Genomic DNA, 23,134 nt, shown 5'->3' with positions numbered 1-23,134 from the left:
GCGCCCTGACTTGGCGGCACCCCGCCGCAACTGCCCTGACCTGATGCCTATTCCTTTTGAACTTACCCTGGGCTGGCGCTACACCCGCGCTGGCCGCGCCACCCGGCGCAACGGGTTCATTTCCTTCATCTCCGGTGTGTCCATGTTGGGCATTGCGCTCGGTGTGGCGGCGCTGATCATTGTGCTGAGCGTGATGAATGGCTTCCAGAAAGAAGTGCGCGACCGCATGCTGGCGGTGGTGTCTCACATCGAAATTTTTGCGCCGAACGGTGAAGCCCTGCCCGATGTGGCGCGCACCCTGGCCGAGGTCCGGGCCAATCCGCAAGTCATTGGTGCTGCACCTTTTATAGCTACCCAGGCTTTGCTGGCAAGGGGTGAGGACATGAAAGGTACCTTGGTGCGCGGCATTGACCCGGCCCGCGAACCCGATGTCACCGACCTCGCGGTGGATTTGAAAGACGCCGCCCTGGCGCGCCTGGTGCCGGGTGAGTTTGGCCTGGTGCTCGGTGGTGAACTGGCCCGCTCGCTCGGTGTGCAGCCCGGTGACAAGGTCACGCTGGTGTCGCCCAGCGGCCAAGTCACACCGGCCGGTGTGGTGCCGCGCCTGAAACAGATGACGGTGGTGGGCACCTTTGACTCGGGCCACTATGAATATGACTCGACGCTGGCGCTGATGCACATCGAAGACGCCCAGCGCGTCTTTCGTCTGGAAGGCCCGACCGGCGTGCGCGTGCGCCTGAAAGACCTGCACCAGGCCCGCACCGTGGCCGCCGAACTGGCCGGCACGATGACCGACAACCTGCTGATCCGCGACTGGACGCGCCAGAACCGCACCTGGTTTGCCGCGGTGCAGCTGGAGAAACGCATGATGTTCATCATCCTCACGCTGATCGTAGCCGTGGCGGCCTTCAATCTGGTCAGCACCCTGGTAATGACAGTCACCGACAAACGTGCCGACATCGCCATCCTGCGCACGCTGGGTGCGAGTCCGGCCAGCATCATGGGCATTTTTGTGGTGCAGGGCGCGATGGTGGGGGTGATTGGCACCCTGGGTGGCCTGGCGCTGGGCCTGGCGGTCGCGTTCAACATCGATGTGATCGTGCCCGCGATTGAGCAGCTGTTACACACCACCTTTTTGCCGCGCGATGTGTATTTGATCAGCCGCATGCCGAGCGAGCCGCAGCAGGGTGACATCCTGCCGATTGCCTTGATCTCTTTGGTGCTGGCCTTTGCCGCCACACTCTACCCAAGCTGGCGCGCCAGCCGAGTGAACCCCGCCGAGGCGCTGCGTTATGAATAGAACCCCCACGCTCGGCACTGACGTGTCCTCCCTGCCCCCCGAGGGGGCGCGTTTCGCCTTGGGGCGGCCCGGCGGCGAAACAACTGCCCCTTCAAAACTTGTGCTCAGTGCCCGTGGCCTGACCAAACGGTTTACCGAAGGACGGCTCGATGTGACGGTGTTGCAAGGTGTCGACCTGGATGTGTCGGCCGGTGAAACGCTGGCGATTGTGGGCGCCTCTGGCTCGGGCAAAAGCACTTTGTTGCACCTGTTGGGCGGCTTGGATGCGCCCAGCAGCGGCTCGGTGGCGCTGCTCGGGCAAGACCTGGCGCAGCAAAATGCGGCGCAGCAGGGCCGTTTGCGCAACCAGCATCTGGGTTTTGTCTACCAATTCCACCACCTGCTGGCCGAGTTCAGTGCCCAGGACAATGTCGCCATGCCTTTGTGGATTCGGCGCTCAGACCGGGCGCAGGCTGCGCAGATTGCCGCGAAAATGCTGGCCGATGTGGGCTTGAGCGACCGGCTGGCGCATCGGCCCAGCGAGTTGTCTGGGGGGGAGCGTCAACGGGTGGCCATCGCCCGCGCCCTGGTGACCCAGCCCGCCTGTGTGCTGGCAGACGAGCCGACCGGCAACCTGGACCGCAACACCGCGCATGGTGTGTTTGACCTGATGCTGGAGCTGGCGCGCACCCAGGGCACGGCCTTTGTGGTGGTCACCCATGATGTGGCTTTGGCCGCACGCTGTAGCCGCCAACTGACCCTGGTGCAGGGTCGTCTGGCCGAGGCTGAGCTGGCGCCTGCCGGTGTGTGACGGTGGACTTCTTTACAGTTGGAGCAGCAGGTATGAACATGGAATGGCAAGAGAAATACAAGATCGGTAACGCCGATATTGACGCCTCGCAAAAGGCGCTGTTTGAGCTGTCCAGCCAGATCGCCAGTTCGGACGACTGGATGACCCTGCGGCCCATGATCGTGAGCCTGTTCAAACACATGCAAACCCAGTTTGAACTGGAAGAGGCGCTGATGGCCCAGGTCAACTTCCCTGGCGCGCAGGCCCATGCCCAGGACCACCAGAATCTGCTGGCCCGCCTGCGTGACCGCAGCATGGACGTGGGCAAGGGCCACATGAACAAAAAAGCCATTGTGGGGGTGACCACCGACTGGGCACACCGCCACGTGGTCAACCAGGACGCCGAACTGGCCCATTACCTGGCTGCCTGGGCCTGATGCCAGCCCATCCCACCATGCGCTGGATCGACACCCATTGCCACCTGGATGCACGTGAGTTTGGGGCTGGAGCCCAGCAACAACGGGAGCTTGCTGCTACACATGGTGTAGCGCACTGTGTGCTGCCCTCGATCTGCGTCAACAACTTCGAGGCGGTGCGCACGCTGGCCTACCGCCACCTGGACAGCTACTGCCTGGGCATCACGCCGATGAACGTGCCTTATGCCGCAGAGGACGCGCTGGAACGCTTAACCAGCACCTTGCAGCAGCAACATGAGGACCCGCGCCTGATGGCCATTGGCGAGATCGGGCTGGACTTCTTTGTGCCCGAGTTGTGCAAAAGCCCGATGCGCGAGCGCCAGCAGGACTTCTTTCGGGCCCAGCTCAAGCTGGCGCGCAAGTACGATTTGCCGGTGGTGGTGCATTCACGCCGCGCGGTGGACCCGATTCTGAAAATGATGCGTGAGGTGGCCGGCCCGGGTGGCCGCTGGCGCGGTGTGGTGCATGCATTCAACGGCAGCTTGCAGCAGGCCCAGGCCTTGATCCAGCTCGGTTTGCGAGTGGGTTTTGGCGGCGCGGTGACCTATGAGCGGGCTAAACAGCTGCGCAGCCTGGCGGTCGATTTGCCGCTGACGGCCATCGTGCTGGAGACTGACGCCCCCGACATGCCACCGCGCTGGCTTTACAAATCCGCCGAGCAGCGTGCGGCAGGTGAACCCCAGGGCATCAACTCCCCAGCCGAGTTGCCGCGCATCGGCGCTGAACTGGCCGCCTTGCGTGGCATCAGCGTGAAGGCCCTGGCAGCAGCCACCACCCAGAATGCAATGGAGGCTTTCCCGCGCCTGGCCGCGCTGCTGTCGGCAGACCGTGCGCTGGACGCGGCCCGGCACCCGACCGAGACCACATCATCATGAGTACCCCACCGTCTGAACTGAACGAGCAGCAGGCTGTTGACCACATCTTGACGCACTGCCGCACCGTGGCTGTGGTGGGGCTGTCTCCCAAAGTGCACCGTGAGAGTTATGGCGTGGCACAGTACATGCAGGCCCATGGCTGGTCCATCGTGCCGGTCAACCCGGTGGCGGCTGCCAGCGGGCAGACGATCCTAGGTGAAAAGGTTTACGCGACCTTGACCGACGCTGCGGCGCATGAAGCGCTTGACCTGGTCAACGTGTTTCGCAACAGCGAGGACGTGCCGCCGGTGGTGGACGAAGCCATCACGCTGGGCCTGGGTGCCATCTGGCTGCAACTGGGTATTTCCCACAACGAGGCTTTGGCCCGCGCGCGTGCTGCCGGTTTGGTGGCGGTGCAAAACCGCTGCCTGAAGGTGGATCACGCGCGATCGCTGTCCCGATGAGTTCACCCCCTGACAATGCGGCCCCACGCGGCCCACAGCAGCCACTGCCCAAACCGCGCACCCGCCTGGCCACACCGGACAAAGAGGCCATTGCGCTGCTGCCCGAGTTTGAGCGGCTGGGTCTGGACCGGATCACGCTGGTGACCACCGGTGAGCAAGCGCGTGCCGCCGCTGCCGCACTGGCCAAGGCCCCGGCCTGGGGGTTCGATACCGAGTCCAAGCCGACTTTTCGCGTGGGTGAAATGTCAGACGGGCCCCACATCCTGCAGCTCTCCACCTGCGAGCGCGCCTGGGTGTTCCAGTTACATGATCCGGCCTGCCGCGCTGTTGCAGCCGAGTTGTTGGCGCTGCCTGGTTTCGTCAAGGCTGGTTTTGGCCTGGGGGATGACCGTAAACGCATCATCGCCAAGCTCGGTGTGCAACCCATGGGTGTGCTGGAACTCAACAGCGTGTTCCTGGAGCGCGGTTACCGCAAGGACATGGGTGTCAAAGGCGCGGTGGCGGTGCTGTTCAAGCAGCGCTTCATCAAGTCCAAAAAAGCCGCCACCAGCAACTGGGCCAACCCGCGCCTGAGCGAAGCCCAGCTGGTCTATGCCGCCAACGACGCTTATGCGGCGATCCGGGTGTATGAGGCGCTGGCTTTGTCGTGACCGGCTGAGCACGCAAGCCAGACGTCTCTGCTCTGGCACTCTCGATTGATCGTGTTTTTGGCCTGTAGCCTTGAGTGAAAGGGCTGTCAGCTATTTTGTTGGTAGCATTTCTTGGCTGTTGGGGTGTTGGCAGACCATCGCCCCAGCTTCTTCTCTGTCAACGCGGCCACCAGCGTGGGGCCATACAGGATCATGGTCAGCGCAGCGGCAATCAAGGGCAGGGCGGCAAACACCCAGCCGGTCAACACCTCGTGCCCAATGCCCGCACCCACCAACAGCGCCACCGCCGGGTTCACAAACGAGTAACTGCCAGCCACTGCGGCGCTGGTGTTTTTCAATAACCACAGATAAGCGTTGAGCGCAATCAGAGTGCCAAACACCAGCAAATAGGCCCAGGCCAACCAGCCGGTACTTGTGACGTTGGCCAAGCTGTCTTGTGGCTCCAGCCATCTGGACAGTAGCAAGCCCATGGCGCCACCCGCCAGCCATTCCGACGAGGCGGCCATGGCGGGGCTGGGCAAATCCAGCCGACGCGAGGCGTAGGAGCCCATGCTCCAGCACAGGGGTGCCGCAAAAGCGGCCAGCGCACCCAACCAGTTGGCAGAAAAGTCGCCTTCGAGAGACAACAGGGCTGCGCCTGCCACACCCAGCGCCAGCCCGATCCAGCTGGTGTACGGGACTTTTTCGCCACCCCAACGGGTCCACAAGGCCAGCCACATCGGCATGGTGGTGATCACGGTGGCCATCAGCCCTGAGCCGATGCCGTGTTTTTGGGCAAACACCACCAGGTTCATCGCACCAAACACCATCAGCCCACCGACCAGCGCCGCATTGCGCCACTGCCGGGCGGTGGGCAGCTTTTCACCGTGCCACAGCCCCCAGGCCAGCATCACCACCCCAGCCAACACAAAACGGGCCCCATTCATCCAGATGGCGGGCATGCTTTTCAACGCGATGGCCGTGGCAAAGTAGGTGGTGCCCCAAACGATGTAAACCAGCAACAAGGCCGTCAGCAGAGCCCAAAAAGGCGGTTGACGCAAGGATGTATGTAAATTGGTAGGCATATCGTTGATAGGGCCGTAAAATTTTCGGTAACTGAAATAATTTTGTAGATATTACACAAAAACAACTGCTATGCCAACAAATATTCAGATCGATGCGATTGATGCAGGAATTATTACGGCCCTCGGGGAGGATGGCCGACGTTCTTACGCTGACGTGGGGGCCGATGTTGGTTTGTCCACCGCAGCGGTACACGAGCGCGTGAAGAAGATGCTGGAGCGAGGCGTGATCCGACGCTTCTCCATCAGTGTGGACCCAGAGAGTGTGGGTTTGAGTTTTACCGCCTTTGTGGCCATTCGCAACGACGGGGGTGTCCATTGCCGCGAAGTGGCCCCGCGTCTGCGCGAGATCGCGGCGGTGCAAGAGTTGCACAGCGTGGCCGGTGAGTATGACTTTTTGGCCAAAATCCGCACCAATCAGGCCCGCGAGCTGGAAGCCGTGCTCTACCAGATCAAGGCCATCCCCGGGGTCGCCCGCACCACCAGCACCGTGGTGCTGAACACCGAGTTTGAAGACCAGCCGCTGCGACCGCTGATTTAAGCGCGGCAGATGTTCATCGGCCTGAGTCTGGCGCATCAGGACAGGCCTGAGCGCTTGGCTTTGCCACGCCCCGGCTGCTCTGTGGCTGCCATTAGAATTTCTCCCAAAAATGGGAGGATGCCAATTGAGCACATCACAAGCGCCGGTCTGGTCGGCCAAAGACGCCGCGAACCTGTCACACACCATCGTTCACAACGTTGAGCAAGTCTTGCAGGGCAAACACCTGCAGGTGGAGCAGGCCCTGGCCGCTGTTATGGCCGGTGGTCATGTGCTGATCGAAGACGTGCCTGGCCTGGGCAAAACCATGTTGGCGCGGGCGCTGGCGGTGTCGGTCGGGCTGTCGTTCAAACGCATCCAGTTCACGGCCGACTTGATGCCCTCGGACATTGTGGGTGGCCCGGTCTACAACCCCAAGGATGGCAGTTTTGTGCTGCGCCCGGGGCCGGTGTTTGCCAACATCGTGCTGGCCGATGAAATCAACCGCGCCAACCCACGCGCCCAGTCGGCGCTGCTGGAATGTATGGAAGAGGGCCAGATCACGCTGGACGGCCAGACGGTGGCGCTGCCAGCGCCGTTCACGGTGTTGGCCACCCAGAACCCGATCGACATGGCGGGCACCTACCCGCTGCCCGAGGCGCAGCTGGACCGTTTTCTGATCCGCCTCTCACTCGGTTATCCCGATGCCGAGACCGAGGCCGGGCTGATCACCAGCCAACAGTTTTCACACCCGATCACACGTTTGCAGCCGGTGTGTGCTGTGGGGGACTTTGCCCGGCTGGTGGCTTGTGCGCACGATGTCACCGTCACCCCCGAGATCGCCCGTTTTATGACGGCCATCGTGGCCGCCACCCGCAGCCACCCGGCCATCCGTTTTGGCGCCAGCCCACGTGGCACGCTGGGGATGGCACGGATGGCGCGCGCGCTGAGTTGCCTGCGTGGGCGTTCGTATGTTGATCCGGCGGTGGTGCGTGAGGTGGCGGTGCCGGTGCTGGCGCACCGCATCATCTTGCAAAACCAGGGCAGCACCCCGAAGTCGGCAGAGGCTGTGATCCAGGATATCTTGTTGTCCCAACGCACCCCGCAGTAGGCCCGCGCCATGGAAAGCTGGCTCAGCAAGTCGCGCGTGTTGCTGGCGCTGTGTGCGGTGCTGCTGATGGCCGCCATCAACCGCCACGACCCGATGGTCTACGCCATGTTCCTGTTTCTGGTGGTGGTGACGGTGCTGGGTTTTGGTTTGCCCTGGTTGTCGCTGCGTGGCACCACGGTGCACCTGTCCGCCAAGGCCAACACCGAGGTCACCGAGGGCGAGGTTTGCCCGCTGGACCTGGTGCTGGCGCGCAGCACACCCTGGCCCGCGTTTATGGTGATGGTGGAGACAGAGTGGATCTGGGCCTCACAACGTCTGGTGTTGAGCCAGACGGTGCCAGTGCTGCGCTCCGGGCATCTGCCGGACCTGGGAGGTCTGCTGTCTTTTCCCTGCCGTGGCTTGTACCAGTTGAACGCCGTGCGGCTGTCCAGTGGTTTTCCGCTGGGCTTGGTGCGCGCCCAGCACGGCTTGCAGCGGCCCGAGATTACGCAATATGTGTTGCCCCAATCACAACCGGTGCACTGGCCGTTGCCCTGGGACGTCACCGAAGACCCGCAGGGTGAATTGAGCGCCCGGCGTATGGGCCAGTCGTTTGAGCTGGGAATGCTTCGCCCCTACCAGCAGGGTGAGTCGGTGGGCCGGGTGAGCTGGCGTGCCTCGGCCCGGGTGGGTGAGCTGGTGATTCAGCACTTTCAGCAAAGCGGCTCGATCCGGCTGCGGCTGCTGGTCCAGGCGCCGCGCGCCCCGGCGCTGGGTGAACCTGATAGCGCCGGTGAACAAAGCATGCGCCTGGCGGCCGGGGTGGGTGAGGCCGCGTTGAACAACGGTGCACAGCTGTTCTTGTACCTCGACACCCAGCCAACACCGCTGCGTGACGGCCTGCGCCTGCGTCGGGCCTTGGCCGAGGCCTTGCCCACAGACACCAGCCTGAGCCAGGCCGTGGCGCGGGCGGCGCAGGACACTGCACCCGGAGAACAGGTGGCTGTGGTGGTGAGTGGCAGCCAGGCCGCGCCGGAACTGCTGGCTGCGTTGGCCGTGTTGGCCAACCAGGCTTGCCGGGTGCTGGCCTGTATCGCGGTCGGACGCCGGTCGCCAGCGCAGGAGCTGCAGCAGGCCCGCCAGCTGGCTCACACGTTGACCCAAGCCGGTTTTGCCACTTTGCTGGAGCTGCCATGAGCCGCCCTCCAACCCGAGGCCGTGTGGTGTTGCCCGAGGCCGAGCCCCGGCTCAACAGCCGCACGGTGGTGGCGCTGACGGGCTTGAGTTATGTGTTTGTGGGGCTGGGTTTTTCGTACCTGGACCGGCGTTATGGCTACTTTGCGCTCGAAGGCACGTTGTGGCTGGTCTGGGCGCTGCTGGGTTTTGGGGCGGGCACCCTCAACGCTTTGCGTCCGCCAGGGGCCGGGCGCAGCTTGTGGCTGGTGATGGGTGGGGTGGGTGGTGTGCTGGCGCTGTTTCCGGGTTTTCTGATGTTCAACCTGCTGCGCTGGACCGGTCTGACACTGATGATCGTCATGGGGGCGCGGGCGGTGTTGCTGCGTACCCGGCGTGATTTTTACCTGACGTTGATGGTCATTTTTGTGGTCAGCTTCCTGGTTGGCACCCATGGCAATGCGGACTGGACGCTGTGGTTTTACCTGGGGCCCGCCTGGGTGTTGGGTGGCCTGGCGCTGGCTTGGGAGCACGCGGCGGGTGTTCGGCTGTCGCGCTGGGTCAAGGGGGGGATGACGCTGGTTTTTATGGTGGTGGCGCTGCTGCTGGTGATCGGGCTGTTTTTCTTTGCGCCCCGGCCCACGGTGCTGAGTTTTGGCTTTTTGCCACCGGGCACCGACACCCCTGGCCGGTTCACGCAACCGGCGGGTCCCGGGGATGGCTTATCCAACCTAGGCCAGGGTGGCAGCGGTGGTCAGGGGCCAGGGCAGGGTGGTGTTTCAGGCGGGGCTTTGGGCGAGACGGGCAGCCCCTGGGATGCCCTATTGCAGGACATGCGCCGCGCCTTGTCGGACGGTTTTATCCCGGACTGGCAGCGCGGCCTGATGCAGAAGCTGCTGGATGCGGCGCAGTCCCTGCGTGAGGGACTGAACGGCTCGTTCACGATGCAGCTTGAGTGGGTGCCCTTGTTCAGCATCAACCTGTGGCAGATGCTGGCTTGGCTGCTGGCCGCCTTGTTGATCAGCTGGCTGCTGTGGCGATGGCGCTGGCGTGTTGGTTTGGTGCTAACACTGGGCTGCGCCTGGTTGCTGGCGCACCTGTACCCGTTGGCGTCGATGTGGCTGTCGGCACGGGCCTTGCGCTGGTGTCTGCAGGCCCATGGCCACCCCAGGCAGCCGGGCCAGTCGGTGCGTGAGCATTGGCTGACCGCGCCCGGTTTGCCACCGCTGGCACGGCGCTGGCTGGGGGCCGCTGCCGACAACTACGGCGAAGTGCGTTTTGGCGGGCTGCCCGCCACCCCGCAGCGGGCACTGGCCTTGCGCGAAACCGTGCAGGGGGTGTGTGACATCCTCACCGGGGCGGTGCCCGAACTGGCTCGGTAAAAATGAACGAAATTGGCCTCTGGCCCTTTTGATAAAAGGGTTAGGTGCTATCAAAATAACTAGCTTTCGGGTTTGCCACGGCGCCAGAACAGGCCCAGTAGCGGCTTGACGCTGATGCCGTGCACCAGAATTGACATCGTCACCACAATCAGGGTGAGCTGGATCATTTGCAGGGCCAACTCTTCAGGTAGACCGTGCTGGATGGCATACATCAGGTAATACAAGGAGCCGACCCCACGCACCCCAAACCAGGCCGCCAGGCCCTGAATGCGCCACGGTGTGCCACTGCCTGCCAAGCCAACGAACACACTGAGCGGGCGCGCCACCAGAAACAGGAACAGCGAGAGGCCCACCGCCGCCCAGGTCCAGGAGTTGAGGTACAGCGTGCCACCGACCAGGATCACCAGCAGCATCTCGGACAGGCGCTCCAGATGTTCCTTGAACACCAGCGAGCCTTCACTCACGGTGGGCAGTGGCTCGGCGTTGTGGGCGGCGGGTGTGGTGTTTGCCAGCTTTTGCTCGGTCTGGCGCAGTGCCACTGCGGCAAAAAACACCGCCAGAAAGCCCCAGGCATCGACCATCACACACAGGCCGTAGACCACACCAATCAGCCCCAGACCCAGAAAATCGTCCATCAGCTGGTGCTGGTGTGGTGCACGGCGTAATTTCCAGCCCAGGCGGGCCAGCGCCACACCGGCGGCCACACCAATGGCCACCGCGCTCAACGTGGCCCAGAGCACCTCCACCAGCCACCATCGCGTGCCATAGTCGCCGCCCAGGTCGTGTAAGCCGAGCAGGCCCAGACCCAGCATCACAAACGGGAAAGCGCTGCCGTCGTTCATGCCGGCCTCGCTGGTCAGGGTGAAACGCAGCAGGTCGCGGTCACCTGGGTGGCGCACCTGCACATCGGTGGCCAGCACCGGGTCGGTTGGCGCCACGATGGCGCCCAGCAAGACGCCTGCGCCCAGTGGCAAATCCAGCAGGTAATAACAAAAGGCCGCCACCAGACCCACGGTGATGCCCATGGACACCGTGGCCAACAGGATCGGTGTGCGCCAGCGTGGCAGGTTGAAGGGCACCGGCATCTTGACACCAGCCGAGAACAGCGAAATCAGCACCGCGACCTCGGTCAAGGTCTCGAGCAAGGCTGATTCTTGGAGGGGATTGAAGTGGAACAGGTGGAGCGCACTCGGCCCCACCAGCAAACCAAAGACCAGATACAGAATGGACGAGGTCACCGGCGAGCGCTGCAGCAGCGTGGCGGTCAAACCCCGTACCAGGAGCAAGGCCCCGATCAACACAAACCAGTGCTGACTAGCCATCACATGAGCCCAAGTACATGGGCATCAGTGTAGTCACCCCCGGGGCCTGATCCACCCCGGCGGTCCATGAAATTGGCTTATTTGACGTCGGTGACAAACTGTTCACGTGGTCGGCGCACCTTTTTCAGGTTCACCAGCCAGTCCTGGTCGGCCTGGCGGTAACCCAGCGGCACGATGGCGACACTGCGCAGGCCACGGGCCCTCAAATCCAGGATCTTGTCCAGCGCGTCCGGGTCGAAGCCTTCCATCGGGGTGGCGTCCACCTCTTCAAAGGCGGCGGCAATCAGGGCCGCACCCAAGGCAATGTAGGCCTGGCGCGCGGCGTGTTCAAAGTTGACCTGCGCGTCACGTGGCGGGTAGGCCGCCAGCAGCTTCTGGCGGTAGGCTTCCCAGCCGGGGTTGGTGCCACCACGCTGGGCGTTGGTCAGGTCAAACATGGCGTTGATGCGCTCAGGCGTGTAGTTGTCCCAGGCGGCAAACACCAGCAGGTGCGAGCCGTCGGTGATCTGGCCCTGGTTCCAGGCAATCGGTTTGATCTGCTCTCGCACCGATTGGCTGGTGACCACAATCAGCTCAAACGGCTGCAGGCCGCTGGAGGTGGGGGCCAGGCGGGCGGCTTCCACAATGCGGTCAACCTTGTCCTGGGGCACGGCCTTGGCCGGGTTCATTTTTTTGGCGGCGTAGCGCCATTCGAGCTTGTCGAGCAGTTCAGACATGGGGGGCTTTCATCAGGGGTAAACAACGACGCCGCACGGAGCGACGTCGGTTTTAACTGGGGGCGCCTAGCGCTTTCGCAAGGGAGGTGTGTCAGTGGGTGACAAAGGTGTAGGTCACCTCTTCGGTCTCGACCATGTCCAGGATGTCGTTGAGCACGGTTTCGTCTTCGCTGCTGGTCCAGGTATCTTCCGGGTCGCTGGCAAACAGCGGTTCGATCGCCAGGTCCAGAAACTGTTGGTTGGGCAGCTGCACGACGTGGCCGCCGTTGGAGGTTTCCACCAGTTCCCAGTCGTCAGGGACCGACATTTCCAACTGGATGGTGACATTGAGTTTTTTCATAAGGGCCTTTGTGTGTGAGAAACCAGTGAGCTTAGCCGAGTTGTGTTGTGCTGCCAGGCCAATACCGCGCCATCAACCCGGCACACGTTGCCACACCAGCAGCAGGTTGTTGGCGGGCATGGGGTGGCGCTGTTGCAGTTGCAGACCGGCCTGGGCTGCTTCTTGTGCCACGGCCTCAAGCCAGCGTACACCCCAGGCTGGGTTGCGCTGGCGCAGGCTGGCATCAAAGTCCAGGTTGCTCTGGGTGGTGGGCACGTCCTTTTCAAAATACGGGCCGTAGGTGACCAACTGGCCCTGTGGCGCCAGATGCCGCGCCGCGCCACGCATCAGCCCGGTGCAGGCGGCCCAGGGCGCAATGTGCAGCATGTTGGCGCAAAACATCAGGTCAAAGCGGGGCAATTCGCCGGTAGCCGGATCGACTGGCAGCCAGGTTTCAGCGGACACGTCCAGCACCAGCGGTGCTTGCACATAGGGCACACCCGCCTGGGTGACATGGTGGTGAATGCTGGCAAAACCCTGGGGTTGCACATCGCTGGGCTGCCAGGTCCAGCCCGGCAGGTGTCTTGCAAACCAGGCTGCGTGCTGGCCGGTGCCCGAGGCGATCTCCAGCGCCGCGCCCTGGGCGGGCAACAAGGCCAGTAACTTGTCCAGGATCGGGTGTTTGTTCTGCTCGGCAGACGGGCTGAAGTCGGGTGGTGGCATGGCAGGGATCCAGAGCTGAGAATTCACGAATGATATCGGTCTCTAACCCTTTTCCTGCCAGGGTCGATAGCTATCAAAAGTGCAGAGTCTGATTCACTTCTTAGCCAGCGTGATGCGTTTCTGGCGCACGTATTCGTTGAACTGTGTCAGCGGCATCGCCGTTAGTCCCGCCGCGCCGTTGTCGGCAGTCCAGCTCAGGGTGGCGCTGTTGGCGGCAGACAGGTCGACCTCGACCGGCCCCTGCGGGATCACCAGCGGCTCGCCGTCGCCAGGGGTGTAGGTCACATGGTCGTTGATGGTGGCGTGTTGGGTCATGGTGGGGCTCCTCAAACAGGACATTACATGCGGCCAGGGCAGGGCAGTCTGTTAACCAGCACACCGGCCAGATAATGGCGCTCTCATTTTTAAGCCGCCCAGACCGGGCCCCTTGTCCATGCCTTCTTCCCCTTTTTATCCCATCGGCACCCTGGGCCAGCCCTGGGGCGCCGCAGAGTTGGCCCAGTGGAGTGCGCGCCAGGTTCGCCAGCGCAGTTACGCCAACGATGTGTTGGCCGCCATCGAACCCTTGCGCGAGTTTTTTGAGGTGGCGAGTTATGGCGAGGTGGTCTATGGCGACGAACACTTTCCGCTGATGGCCATCCGCAGCCGCCACTGGCAGCCTGACCTGCCCGGTGTGTTGGTGACGGGTGGTGTGCATGGGTATGAGACCAGCGGTGTCCACGGCGCGCTGCGTGTTTTGCAGGACCTAGCGCCCGCTTATGCAGGCCGGGTCAACCTGCTGGTGGCGCCCTGTGTCAGCCCCTGGGCCTATGAACGTGTCCAGCGCTGGAACTTTGACGCCATCGACCCGAACCGCTCCTTTCGCGCGGACAGCCCGGCGCAGGAGTCGGCCGCGCTGATGGCCCTGGTGGCGCCGCTGCGCGGCCAGTTTGTGGCCCACATCGACCTGCACGAAACCACCGACAGCGACGAGTCCGAGTTCCGCCCGGCGGTGGCCGCACGTGACGGCAAAGTGTTTGAGCCCAGCACCATCCCCGATGGCTTCTACTTGGTGGACGACAGCGCCAACCCGCAACCGACCTTCCAGCAGGCCATCATCGAAGCCGTCGAGAAAGTGACCCACATCGCCCCGGCCGATGTCCACGGCGGCATCATTGGCTCACCGCTGGTGGCACACGGCGTGATCCACTACGCGATGAAAGCCTTGGGCTTGTGCGCAGGCATCAGTGACGCGCGCTACACCAGCACCACCGAGGTCTACCCCGACAGCGCCCGCGCCACGCCCGAACAATGTATTGCCGCGCAGGTAGCGGCGGTGGGGGCGGTGCTGGTGTTTGTGTGTGAAAGTGGCCACTAGCCCTTTTGGATATTGGGCAAATTGCTCCAAAAAATAGAGCGCTCTGCGCTACAAGACGGCGCGTAAAACAGCCGACACCTGGTCGGTCGTGGGTTTGGGTGCCTGCCCCGTCGCATACATCAAGGTGATGCCATCGATCAAGGCCGCGCAGGTTGTGAGTGGCGCATCGGCCTGGCCGTTGGAGATCAGCTTGACAAAAAACTCAATGGGCCGACGTGCCGCCGTGGTCAACTGGTCACCCACGCCGGCCAGGTCCTCGCGACGGGCCGAGGCCAAGGTCAACTCCACCCGCGCTAGAAACAGATGCCTTTCATCGTCGGCGTAGGCCACCAGTTCGTCGGCCACATAGGCAATCGCGGCCTCCAGGCCCTGTTTGGCGGCGATGTCTGCAAAGCCGACCTGCAGCACATCGCACTCTTTTTCCAATAGCCCAGCCAGGTGTTGTGAGGCCGCCAGCAAAAGGGCCGTCTTCTTGGGAAAGTAATACGTTGTTGACCCCTGTGGCAGGCCCACCAGCTCATCCACGGCGCGGTGCGTCACACCCTCCATGCCGCGGGTGGCCAGCAGCTCAATCACCCCAGCCAGGATGGCTTCCCGTCGGTCAGTTTTGTTGGTGGACATACATGCTCTTCAAATGTAGAGGTAAAATCTTCGTGAAACTTGCTTTTCGCAACGATCTTAGGATTATCCATGACACCAACCATTGTTCGTTTGAACCCCGCCAGCTTGCCCGACGCCGCCGCGATGGGCTATTCACAAATCTCCATCGTCGAGCCGGGTCGCATGGCCTATGTCTCGGGTCAGGTGGCCTGGCGCCCCAATGGCGAGCCGGTGCCCGCTGATCTGGTTGAGCAAATGAAGATCGTGGCCGCCAATGCCAAAGTGGCTTTGGATGCCCTGGGCGCCAGCCCGGCAGACATCGTCATCGCCCGCTGCTTCATGACCGATTTGACCCCCGACAGGTTGAACCAGATCTTTCCGCCCTTGCTGGCCATGTTCAACGGCGCCATGCCGTGTATCACTGGTGTGGGGGTGGCGGCATTGGCTGCGCCTGACTTGCAGGTGGAACTGGAATTGACGGTTCGGCTACCGGGCTAAGACGTACCGCTGTCACGCCACACGTGAGCCGCACATTGCTGCAAACGGTGTGTGGGTGAGCTGATTTTTTGACAATCAGTTGCCAGCCTCTTTCCAATAAGGGTCGATTGCTATCAAAGTTGAGCATGGTGATGCTGCATGGCGTCACTTGAGTGGGTTCTTAACTTGTTCGACCTGTCGCAACCATTGACCAGACTAGGGAAAACCCTAATAATCCGCGCTTTGGCACACTTGAGCGAAAGCCAAGGTCGCAAAGCCTCCGGTCTGACACCTGCCACGTGCGGGAAGGATAGCGGGGTTGCCGTAGAAGTCGGACCCAGTGACGCTGGCGTGTTGCTTCTTCGCGTGGTCACCCTCGTATCTGACCATTTGTGTTCCTTCCCGTTTTCCTCAGGCCGCCACCGCCCTCGCAGCGTTCAGGCCCGTCTGGTGACGTCCTGATCTGTCACAACAAGGTCAACATGGAAAACACTCAAGGCAAAGGTTCAGCCAATCCAAAACCAGCGGAAAAAGCCGCGCGTGAGTACCTGAGCTTTCAGCTCGGCTCGGTGGAGTACGGCATTGACATCCTCAAGGTGCAGGAAATCCGGGGCTTCGAGACCTCGACCCGGATGTTCAACGCCCCGCCCTATGTCCTGGGGGTGCTCAACATGCGAGGTGTCATCGTGCCGATTCTGGACATGCGCCTGAAGTTCGAGATGGCCGAGGTCGCCTACAACAGCCAGACCGTGACGATTGTGCTCAACGTGGCCAACCGGGTGGTGGGCATGGTGGTGGACGCGGTGCAAGACGTGGTGGCCATCCAGGCCACTGAGGTCAAACCAGCGCCTGATTTCAATGGGGCGGTCAACACCCAGCACATCATCGGTATCGCCACCGTGGACCAAGCCGAACAGCAACGCATGCTGGTGCTGCTGGACATCGAGAAGCTCATGAGCGGCGCTGACATGGGTCTGGTGGCTGAGGCGGTGGCCTAGTCATCCTGCGCCTCGACAAAACATAGCCCAGAACAGATCAACTGCACGCGCGCCGACCGGCACTGTTGCAACGCAGTTGACATGCCCCTCCACCGTCTCTTTGAAAACATCGACATGAATCGCCTCTCACTTTCTATTGGCCAGCGTTTGGCCGCTGGATTTGCACTCATCCTGTTGCTCGCCATGGTCATCTCTGGCATTGGCCTTTGGCGACTGCTGGAAACCGCCAGAGACACCGAAGCCATGATGGGTGCACCCTTGGCCAAGGAACGCCTTGCCAGCGACTGGTCAACCTACGTCAATGCCGCAGTGCGTCGCACCAATGCCATTGCCAGAAGCACCGACAGCTCGCTGGTGCCTTTTTTTGCAGCTGATGCACTCGTGACAGGCAAAGGTGCTTCCGAGGCACAAAAAGCCATTGGGGAGTTGCTTGAGGGCAGTGAAGAAAAAGCGCATTTCGAAGAGCTTGCAAAACTCCGTCAGAAATACGGTCAGACCCGCGACAACATCACCGAGTTGAAGAAGATGAGTCGGCTGGAAGAAGCCGGCAAAGTGATGGACGAGGAGTACATGCCGCAGGCCAAGGCCTACCTCAGCAGCATTGAAGCCTTCAAACAACTGCAGCGCCAGGCCATTGATGCCCGCGCCGCCGAGATCAAGTCGCTCAACCAAACTAGCTCGACATTGCTGATGGCGCTGAGTGTGGTCATGCTGCTGTTGGGTGCCACCGTGGCGTGGCTGATCACCCGCGCCATCACCACACCTCTGCAAGCGGCCATGACGGCAGCCCGCAGGGTGGCATCGGGTGATTTGAGCCAAAACATCGTGGTGCACTCCCGCGACGAGACGGGAGTTCTGTTGCAGTCCTTGCAAGAAATGCAGTCCCAATTGGGCAGTGTGGTGGCCGAGGTGCGTGGCAATGCAGAAAGCCTAGCCACCGCCTGTGCCGAAATCGCCCAGGGCAACCAGGACCTCTCCGGCCGCACCGAGTCCCAGGCCAGTGCCCTGGAGCAAACCGCCGCCTCTATGGAGCAACTGTCCTCTACCGTCAAACAAAACGCCGACAACGCGCGTCAAGCCAACCAACTCGCCCAAAGCGCCAGTAGTGTGGCTGTCAAGGGTGGTGAAGTCGTCGCCCAGGTGGTCGACACCATGAAGGGCATCAACGAATCGAGCCGCAAGATCAGCGACATCATCAGTGTGATCGATGGCATCGCCTTCCAGACCAACATCCTCGCTTTGAACGCTGCCGTCGAAGCGGCCCGTGCTGGCGAACAAGGCCGAGGCTTTGCGGTGGTGGCCAGTGAAGTGCGTAGCCTGGCCGGACGCAGCGCTGAAGCCGCCAAAGAAATCAAGACCTTGATCAGCGCCAGCGTCGAGCGGGTGGGCCAAGGCAGCACCCTGGTGGACCAGGCTGGTGCCACCATGACCGAGGTGGTGACCTCAATTCGCCGGGTCAACGACATCATGGGTGAGATCAGCGCCGCCAGCAGCGAACAAAGCCAGGGTGTAAGCCAGGTGGGAGACGCGGTGACCCAGATGGACCAGGCTACCCAGCAGAACGCCGCCCTGGTGGAGGAAATGGCGGCCGCCGCCCGCAGCCTCAAGAGCCAGGCGCAAGAGCTGGTGGGCACGGTGGCGGTGTTCAAACTGGCAGCGGATGGCAACACTCGGTCAGCTGACACATTCCAAACTGTTGACATCAGCCCAGAACGAGCAACTCAGAAGCTGACGTTCGCTGCGGAAGTCTGACGCTCCTCCATCCCCCAGGCTTTGCCTGGGGGATGCCGACGCTGCGCTTGTTACCCCAGGCGCATCTGATCTCCATCCGGCAATACCCATACCTCACCCAAAAAAACACATGAAATTCCGTTCCAGAATCATCAGCTTTGCTGCCTTGCCTGCCGTCTTGTTTGTGCTTGCCCTGGTCTGCAGCATTGGCTCACTGATCAACACCCGAAGTGACTTTTCTGCGTACATCAACTCCGAACAGGCGATAGAGCGGGGCCTGTCAGAGATGTATGCCCAAGGTTTGCAAATGGGTCAGGCTTTGCGCAATGTGGTGCTTGACCCGGCCAACCCCAAAGCCATGGACAACTTGAAAGCCGCTCAAAACGACTTTGCGAAGGCCATGGAGCAAACCCAGAAGAGTGTCAAAGGCAGTCAATTTGAAGCCGCGTTTGCGAAGTTGCCGGCGCTGCGTGCGGCCCAGGCGCAAGCGCAGGAAAAAGTGCTCGCTCTGGTGGCGTCGCCAAGCGAAGCCATCGTTTTGCTCAACAGTGAAGAAACACCCGCTTGGCGCAAGTTAAAAGCGGAGCTCTTGCAACAAAAACAAGCCGCAGTCGACAGCGCCAAGGAGGCGCACCAACTGTTCAGCCAACACGTGGAGCGGGCCATCACCGTCTCCATCAGCGTGAGTTTGATCGCCGGTTTGGTGGCGATTGGCCTCAATCTGTTGATGCTGGTCACCATGCGCAAAGAGCTGGGTGGTGATCCAGCTGAGGCTCGAGAGGCTTTGTCATCCATCGCGCAAGGTGATCTGGCCTCAAGCATTGTGAACACCGGCAACAGCAACAGTTTGATGGGGGTCCTGCTTCAAATGCGGACATCGTTGACCGCCGTGGTGGGCGCTGTGCGACACGGTTCCGAATCGGTGGCCACCGCCAGCTCTGAGATCGCCCAGGGCAACAACGACCTGAGCCAGCGCACCGAAGAACAGGCCAGCGCCCTGGAACAAACCGCTGCTTCCATGGAAGAACTGTCCTCCACCGTCAAACAAAATGCCGACAACGCGCGCCAAGCCAACCAGCTCGCTCAAAACGCCAGCAGTGTGGCGATCAAGGGCGGTGAAGTGGTGGCCCAGGTGGTTAACACCATGAAAGGCATCAACGAATCGAGCCGCAAGATCAGCGACATCATCTCAGTGATCGACGGCATTGCTTTCCAGACCAACATCCTCGCCCTGAATGCTGCGGTGGAAGCGGCCCGTGCTGGAGAACAAGGCCGTGGCTTTGCGGTGGTGGCCAGCGAAGTGCGCAGCTTGGCCGGACGTTCAGCTGAAGCCGCCAAAGAAATCAAATCGTTGATCAGCGCCAGTGTGGAGCGTGTTGAACAAGGCACCAGCTTGGTGGACCAGGCAGGTGCCACCATGACCGAAGTGGTGAACTCGATCAAACGTGTCAACGACATCATGGGAGAGATCAGCGCCGCCAGCAGCGAACAAAGCCAAGGTGTGGGCCAGGTGGGTGAAACCATCCAGCAAATGGACCAGGCCACACAACAAAACGCCGCACTGGTTGAGGAAATGGCTGCAGCGGCCAGCAGCCTCAAAGGCCAGGCGCAAGACCTGGTGGGCACGGTGGCAGTGTTCAAACTGGCGGCAGGGCATGAGCGTGGATTCTCAGCACCTGCGACACGTCCGGCTCCAGCAGCCACTCCCAGCGCGCCCAGGCCATTGGCGCCGAGCAAGAAAGTGATCGTCAAGACCACCCCCCAAACCCCGGCCTTGGGCAACAACAGCCCAGCCAAGGTGAGTGGCGATGAGTGGGAACGTTTCTGAGCGAGTAATTGCCACCCTAGGTGTTTGAGCCAAGCCAGCCTAGGGCAGGCACCAAGCACGGATGCGTGCGCTGTAGCCAGTTGCCCCGGCGCCAGGCCACGCCCCGGCCAAGGCGGTTGAGGTGTTTCGGCGGGCAGAGGTGCAAAACCTGGTCAATCAGATCGCTGTAGCTTGCAGACCGTTGCCGTGGGCGGCCATCAGCGCCACATGTTGCAGCAGCAAAATCGTTTTGCCGTCCTGAATTTTGCCGCTGCTGATGGCGGCCAGGGCTTCGGCCAGTGGCATCTCGATGACTTCAATGTCTTCCCCTTCATCCGCCATGCCACCGCCAGCATGGAGACGGTCTTCGGCCCGGTAGTCGGCCACAAAAAAATGCAGTTTTTCGGTGACCGACCCGGGGCTCATATAGGCCTCAAACACCTTGCGTGGTGCGCGGATGTGGTAGCCGGTTTCTTCTTCGGCCTCGCGGCGGATGCAGGTTTCCGGGTCGTCGCCGTCTAGCAATCCGGCGCAGGCCTCAATCAGGTAGCCATCTGCGCTGCCGTTGATCAAGGCGGGCAAACGGAACTGCCGAGTCAACACCACCGTAGAGCGGCGCGGGTCAAACAGGAGCAGGGCAGCGCCGTTGCCCCGGTCATAGGCCTCGCGGCTCTGGCGTTGCCAACGGCCATCGCGGCGGCGCAACTCAAACGTGATCTTGCGCAACACATACCAATCCTTGGACAACACTTGAACATCCAGCAGCCGCACGTGCTCCGCGTTGATGTGGATGGGGGCGGGTTCTCTGCTTGTGGACATGGTGGCTCCAGAAAGTTAAACATGCAATATCGTGCATTATTGCGTAAACTCGTGCAATAACACATTTGACCCAAAACGCGGCTCACACAGATGCTCACCAGCCAACGCAAACAACTCATCCTGAGCCGCCTCACACGCGACGGCCAGTTTGTTGCCAAAGCCTTCAGTGAAGAGCTGGGCATTTCAGAGGACACGGTGCGGCGCGATTTGCGTGAGCTGGCCGCTGAAGGTCTGTTGCAGCGTGTGCACGGTGGTGCCTTGCCCGCCTCGGCGGCGGTGGGTGACATGCGGGTGCGCGCGCAACTCGCCCCCGATGACAAACGCCTGTTGGGCCGCGCCGGTGCGGCACTGGTTCAAGCCGGGCAGGTGGTTTTTCTGGATGGGGGCACCACGTCCTTGCAGGTGGTGCAGCATCTGCCGCTGGACTTGCGCGCTACCGTGGTCACCCACAGCCCCACCGTGGCGGTGGCGCTGAGTGCGCACCAGTCCATCGAGGTGTTGGTATTGGGCGGCCGTTTGTTCCGCCATTCGATGGTGAATGTGGGCGCCAGCGTGATCGAAGCCATCAGCCGCGTGCGGGCCGACCTGTACCTGATGGGTGTGACCGGTGTGCACGCCGAGGCCGGGCTGACCACCGGTGATTTTGAAGAAGCGGCCGTCAAACGCGCCCTGCACGAACGTGCCGCCGAAACCGTGGTGCTGGCCACGCTCGACAAACTCGGAGCCGCGTCTGCCTTTACGGTGGCACCGCTCAACACATTGGCGGCTCTGGTGGTGCCAGCGACCATTCCCGACCGCGTGTTTGACAGCCTGCAGAGCACCGGGGTGAAGCTGCTGCTGGCCACGTGACCCGCTTGGTCTGGTGTTTGGTTTTGTGGGACAAATTGACCTATAACCCTTATTTGATAAAGGTGGATAGCTATCAAATCAGGAATTTTGGCAGTATCGCATCCCCCCAATTGACCATCACCTGTCCACACCACATGGCGGTTTGCCAGCCCTCACGGCACCTTCAGCTTGGCCAACTGACTGACGGCAGCTTCTATCTCCGCAGGCAACAGCGCCGCAAAACCCAGCAGCCAGCCATCCAGCGCTGCAGGACCGGCATACAGGCTGCTCAGGCTAGGCGTGCTGATGCCGCGAGCGTTGGCCTGGCGGGTCAGCTGTGCCTCGGTGCCTGGTGGCAGCGTCACGCTGAGCTGCAGGCCACCACTGCTGTTGAGCGGCTGCGCCCAGGGCAGATGGCGTGTGATCTGCTCCAGCAACACATCACGTCGGCTGCGGTAGAGCTGGCGCATCAGGCGCAGGTGCGCCGCAAAATGCCCCTGCGTCATGAAGTCTGCGGTGACGGCTTGGGTCAGTTGCGCCACATGGCCGTCGTACACACTGCGTGCGGTCACCATCGGCTGCACCAGCGCCTGTGGCAGCACGGCATAAGCGATGCGCAGGGACGGAAACAGGGTTTTGGAGAAGGTGCCGATGTAGATCACCCGACCGCCGTCGTCCAGCCCCTGCAGGCTGGGGGTGGGGCGGCTGTTGTATAAAAACTCGCTGTCGTAGTCGTCTTCCACCAGCCAGCAGCCCGTGCGCCGAGCGTAGTCCACCAGCGCCAGGCGCCGCTGCAGGCTCAGGGCGTGGCCGGTGGGGTATTGGTGCGTGGGGGTGAGGTACACCAGCCGGGGCGCGGGTCCGGTGAAGTCGGGCACCATGGCGTGTTCATCCACGGGCATTGATCGCAGTTGTGCGCCGCTGGCGGCAAAGGCGGTGCGGGCGCCACGGTAACCCGGGTTTTCCAGCCACACCAGCTCGCCCGGGTCCAGCAGCAGGGTGGCCAGCAGTTGCAGCGCTTGCTGCGAACTGGTCAGCACCAGCACCTGGTCGGCAGTGCAGCGCACCCCGCGTGAGGCCACCAGGTACTGGGTGATGGCCTCGCGCAGGTCCTCACGCCCCTGCGGGTCGCCATAAGCCATCAGCGCCTGCGGATTTTGGCGCAGGCGTTTGTTGGTGAGCTGGCGCCACACGCTGTGCGGAAAAGCCCGCAGGTCCGGACTGCCCGCCGCAAAAGCCTGCAGCCGCAGTGGCTCCAGGCAACCACCGGTGTCCACCATACCCTGGCCGCGTTGGGACAGCTGGGCCGGGGGCAGCAGGGCGCGGCTTGAGCGCGTTGGGCTGGGTGCCACAGAAGCTGCCTGCACCGCGACAAAGCTGCCTTTGCCGGTGTGGCGAAACACATAACCTTCGGCCTCCAGCTGCGCGTAGGCGGCTTCCACCGTGACCCGCGACAGCGCCAGGTCTTGTGCCAGCACCCGGGTGGCGGGCAAGCGGCTGCCCTGGGGCAGGATGCCGCTGCGCATGGCCTCACGCAGCGCTGCGCAGAGCTGCTCGCGCAGACCCATGCCGGGGTGGGGTGTGGATGCCATCAGGCCCAGCCACAGCTTGGGTTGGGTTGCTTTCATTGGTCTTATATGGTTGTCATTATTGGTATCAATGATAAGGCCGCTTGTTTCTACACTGACCGCATGGCCGCAC

25 protein-coding genes and 1 riboswitch are annotated in these 23,134 nt (G+C 62.1%); of the genes, 16 read left to right on the top strand and 9 right to left on the bottom strand.

The annotated features are described in order from the left end of the window. Positions 1–43 precede the first annotated feature (43 nt). The 6 genes from KKO72_RS14665 to KKO72_RS14640 are packed head-to-tail and all read left to right on the top strand — an operon-like array spanning position 44 to position 4,513. On the top strand, positions 44–1,300 hold the full coding sequence (locus tag KKO72_RS14665) for a lipoprotein-releasing ABC transporter permease subunit (protein ID WP_214939904.1): 1,257 nt from the start codon (positions 44–46) through the stop codon (positions 1,298–1,300). After that, entirely contained in the window at positions 1,293–2,090 is a 798-nt protein-coding gene (gene lolD, locus KKO72_RS14660; RefSeq protein ID WP_214939902.1) for a lipoprotein-releasing ABC transporter ATP-binding protein LolD, read from the top strand. Before KKO72_RS14665 ends, lolD begins: the two co-directional genes overlap by 8 nt. Positions 2,091–2,122: 32 nt before the next feature. Next, on the top strand, positions 2,123–2,506 hold the full coding sequence (locus KKO72_RS14655; protein ID WP_078366036.1) for a bacteriohemerythrin: 384 nt from the start codon (positions 2,123–2,125) through the stop codon (positions 2,504–2,506). Further along, positions 2,506–3,420 carry a TatD family hydrolase gene (locus KKO72_RS14650; protein WP_214939899.1) on the top strand — a complete coding sequence of 305 codons (915 nt, stop codon included), beginning with the start codon at positions 2,506–2,508 and terminating at the stop codon, positions 3,418–3,420. The genes KKO72_RS14655 and KKO72_RS14650 overlap by 1 nt, the downstream gene beginning before the upstream one ends. Further along, positions 3,417–3,863 (top strand): CoA-binding protein, encoded by a 447-nt coding sequence (locus KKO72_RS14645; RefSeq protein WP_214939896.1) that lies wholly within the window; start codon positions 3,417–3,419, stop codon positions 3,861–3,863. The genes KKO72_RS14650 and KKO72_RS14645 overlap by 4 nt, the downstream gene beginning before the upstream one ends. Further along, positions 3,860–4,513: a 3'-5' exonuclease gene (locus KKO72_RS14640; protein ID WP_214939893.1), complete on the top strand. Its 654-nt coding sequence runs from the start codon at positions 3,860–3,862 to the stop codon at positions 4,511–4,513. Before KKO72_RS14645 ends, KKO72_RS14640 begins: the two co-directional genes overlap by 4 nt. 86 nt (positions 4,514–4,599) lie before the next feature. Here KKO72_RS14640 and KKO72_RS14635 read toward each other — a convergent pair whose 3' ends face one another. Further along, complete coding sequence (locus KKO72_RS14635; protein WP_214939890.1) at positions 4,600–5,577, bottom strand: EamA family transporter; 978 nt, start codon at positions 5,575–5,577, stop codon at positions 4,600–4,602. Positions 5,578–5,647: 70 nt separating this feature from the next. Between KKO72_RS14635 and KKO72_RS14630 the strand changes: the two genes are divergently transcribed. The 4 genes from KKO72_RS14630 to KKO72_RS14615 all read left to right on the top strand — a co-directional run bounded on the left by KKO72_RS14630 (position 5,648) and on the right by KKO72_RS14615 (position 9,736). Next, positions 5,648–6,115 (top strand): Lrp/AsnC family transcriptional regulator, encoded by a 468-nt coding sequence (locus KKO72_RS14630; RefSeq protein WP_251140674.1) that lies wholly within the window; start codon positions 5,648–5,650, stop codon positions 6,113–6,115. Positions 6,116–6,239: 124 nt separating this feature from the next. Further along, positions 6,240–7,202: a MoxR family ATPase gene (locus KKO72_RS14625; RefSeq protein ID WP_214939887.1), complete on the top strand. Its 963-nt coding sequence runs from the start codon at positions 6,240–6,242 to the stop codon at positions 7,200–7,202. Between the two features lie 9 nt (positions 7,203–7,211). After that, positions 7,212–8,378, top strand: a complete 1,167-nt coding sequence (locus KKO72_RS14620; RefSeq protein ID WP_214939884.1) for a DUF58 domain-containing protein — start codon at positions 7,212–7,214, stop codon at positions 8,376–8,378. Next, positions 8,375–9,736 (top strand): DUF4129 domain-containing protein, encoded by a 1,362-nt coding sequence (locus KKO72_RS14615; protein ID WP_214939881.1) that lies wholly within the window; start codon positions 8,375–8,377, stop codon positions 9,734–9,736. Before KKO72_RS14620 ends, KKO72_RS14615 begins: the two co-directional genes overlap by 4 nt. Before the next feature lie 59 nt (positions 9,737–9,795). Here KKO72_RS14615 and KKO72_RS14610 read toward each other — a convergent pair whose 3' ends face one another. The 5 genes from KKO72_RS14610 to KKO72_RS14590 all read right to left on the bottom strand — a co-directional run bounded on the left by KKO72_RS14610 (position 9,796) and on the right by KKO72_RS14590 (position 13,131). After that, on the bottom strand, positions 9,796–11,058 hold the full coding sequence (locus tag KKO72_RS14610) for a sodium:proton antiporter (protein ID WP_214939878.1): 1,263 nt from the start codon (positions 11,056–11,058) through the stop codon (positions 9,796–9,798). A gap of 77 nt (positions 11,059–11,135) precedes the next feature. Then, positions 11,136–11,774: a nitroreductase family protein gene (locus tag KKO72_RS14605; protein WP_214939875.1), complete on the bottom strand. Its 639-nt coding sequence runs from the start codon at positions 11,772–11,774 to the stop codon at positions 11,136–11,138. A gap of 91 nt (positions 11,775–11,865) precedes the next feature. After that, the gene (locus tag KKO72_RS14600) at positions 11,866–12,114 is read right to left on the bottom strand and encodes a hypothetical protein (RefSeq protein WP_180131369.1); all 249 of its coding nucleotides are present in this window, start codon (positions 12,112–12,114) and stop codon (positions 11,866–11,868) included. A 72-nt stretch (positions 12,115–12,186) separates the two neighbouring features. Then, complete coding sequence (locus tag KKO72_RS14595; protein ID WP_214939872.1) at positions 12,187–12,816, bottom strand: DUF938 domain-containing protein; 630 nt, start codon at positions 12,814–12,816, stop codon at positions 12,187–12,189. A gap of 93 nt (positions 12,817–12,909) precedes the next feature. Continuing rightward, a complete protein-coding gene (locus tag KKO72_RS14590) occupies positions 12,910–13,131 on the bottom strand; it encodes a hypothetical protein (protein WP_180131363.1) in 222 nt (73 codons plus the stop codon). Between the two features lie 118 nt (positions 13,132–13,249). On the opposite strand from KKO72_RS14590, the gene KKO72_RS14585 reads away from it, so the two are divergent. Next, positions 13,250–14,173, top strand: a complete 924-nt coding sequence (locus tag KKO72_RS14585) for a M14 family metallocarboxypeptidase (RefSeq protein WP_214939869.1) — start codon at positions 13,250–13,252, stop codon at positions 14,171–14,173. A 48-nt stretch (positions 14,174–14,221) separates the two neighbouring features. Here KKO72_RS14585 and KKO72_RS14580 read toward each other — a convergent pair whose 3' ends face one another. After that, entirely contained in the window at positions 14,222–14,794 is a 573-nt protein-coding gene (locus KKO72_RS14580; protein WP_214939866.1) for a TetR/AcrR family transcriptional regulator, read from the bottom strand. A gap of 69 nt (positions 14,795–14,863) precedes the next feature. Between KKO72_RS14580 and KKO72_RS14575 the strand changes: the two genes are divergently transcribed. The 4 genes from KKO72_RS14575 (at position 14,864) to KKO72_RS21290 (ending at position 19,807) form a co-directional block, all read left to right on the top strand. Further along, on the top strand, positions 14,864–15,271 hold the full coding sequence (locus KKO72_RS14575) for a RidA family protein (protein ID WP_214939863.1): 408 nt from the start codon (positions 14,864–14,866) through the stop codon (positions 15,269–15,271). Positions 15,272–15,485: 214 nt separating this feature from the next. Beyond that, positions 15,486–15,577, top strand: a riboswitch (cyclic di-GMP riboswitch). 155 nt (positions 15,578–15,732) lie between these two features. Then, a complete protein-coding gene (locus KKO72_RS14570) occupies positions 15,733–16,248 on the top strand; it encodes a chemotaxis protein CheW (protein ID WP_214939860.1) in 516 nt (171 codons plus the stop codon). An 81-nt stretch (positions 16,249–16,329) separates the two neighbouring features. Next, positions 16,330–18,000 (top strand): methyl-accepting chemotaxis protein, encoded by a 1,671-nt coding sequence (locus KKO72_RS14565; RefSeq protein WP_214939857.1) that lies wholly within the window; start codon positions 16,330–16,332, stop codon positions 17,998–18,000. A 109-nt stretch (positions 18,001–18,109) separates the two neighbouring features. Continuing rightward, positions 18,110–19,807 carry a methyl-accepting chemotaxis protein gene (locus tag KKO72_RS21290; RefSeq protein ID WP_214939854.1) on the top strand — a complete coding sequence of 566 codons (1,698 nt, stop codon included), beginning with the start codon at positions 18,110–18,112 and terminating at the stop codon, positions 19,805–19,807. Between the two features lie 156 nt (positions 19,808–19,963). Here KKO72_RS21290 and KKO72_RS14555 read toward each other — a convergent pair whose 3' ends face one another. Beyond that, entirely contained in the window at positions 19,964–20,605 is a 642-nt protein-coding gene (locus KKO72_RS14555; RefSeq protein ID WP_214939850.1) for an NUDIX domain-containing protein, read from the bottom strand. 90 nt (positions 20,606–20,695) lie between these two features. Here KKO72_RS14555 and KKO72_RS14550 point away from each other — a divergent pair, with 90 nt between their 5' ends. Continuing rightward, complete coding sequence (locus KKO72_RS14550; protein ID WP_214939847.1) at positions 20,696–21,454, top strand: DeoR/GlpR family DNA-binding transcription regulator; 759 nt, start codon at positions 20,696–20,698, stop codon at positions 21,452–21,454. Positions 21,455–21,606: 152 nt separating this feature from the next. Here KKO72_RS14550 and KKO72_RS14545 read toward each other — a convergent pair whose 3' ends face one another. Further along, on the bottom strand, positions 21,607–23,061 hold the full coding sequence (locus KKO72_RS14545; protein ID WP_214939844.1) for a PLP-dependent aminotransferase family protein: 1,455 nt from the start codon (positions 23,059–23,061) through the stop codon (positions 21,607–21,609). Between the last annotated feature and the right edge of the window lie 73 nt (positions 23,062–23,134).

Source organism: Rhodoferax sp. U11-2br (assembly GCF_018619435.1).
In the GTDB taxonomy this organism is placed as follows: Bacteria; Pseudomonadota; Gammaproteobacteria; order Burkholderiales; family Burkholderiaceae_C; genus Rhodoferax.
This window is presented reverse-complemented; position numbering and strand designations above follow the sequence as displayed.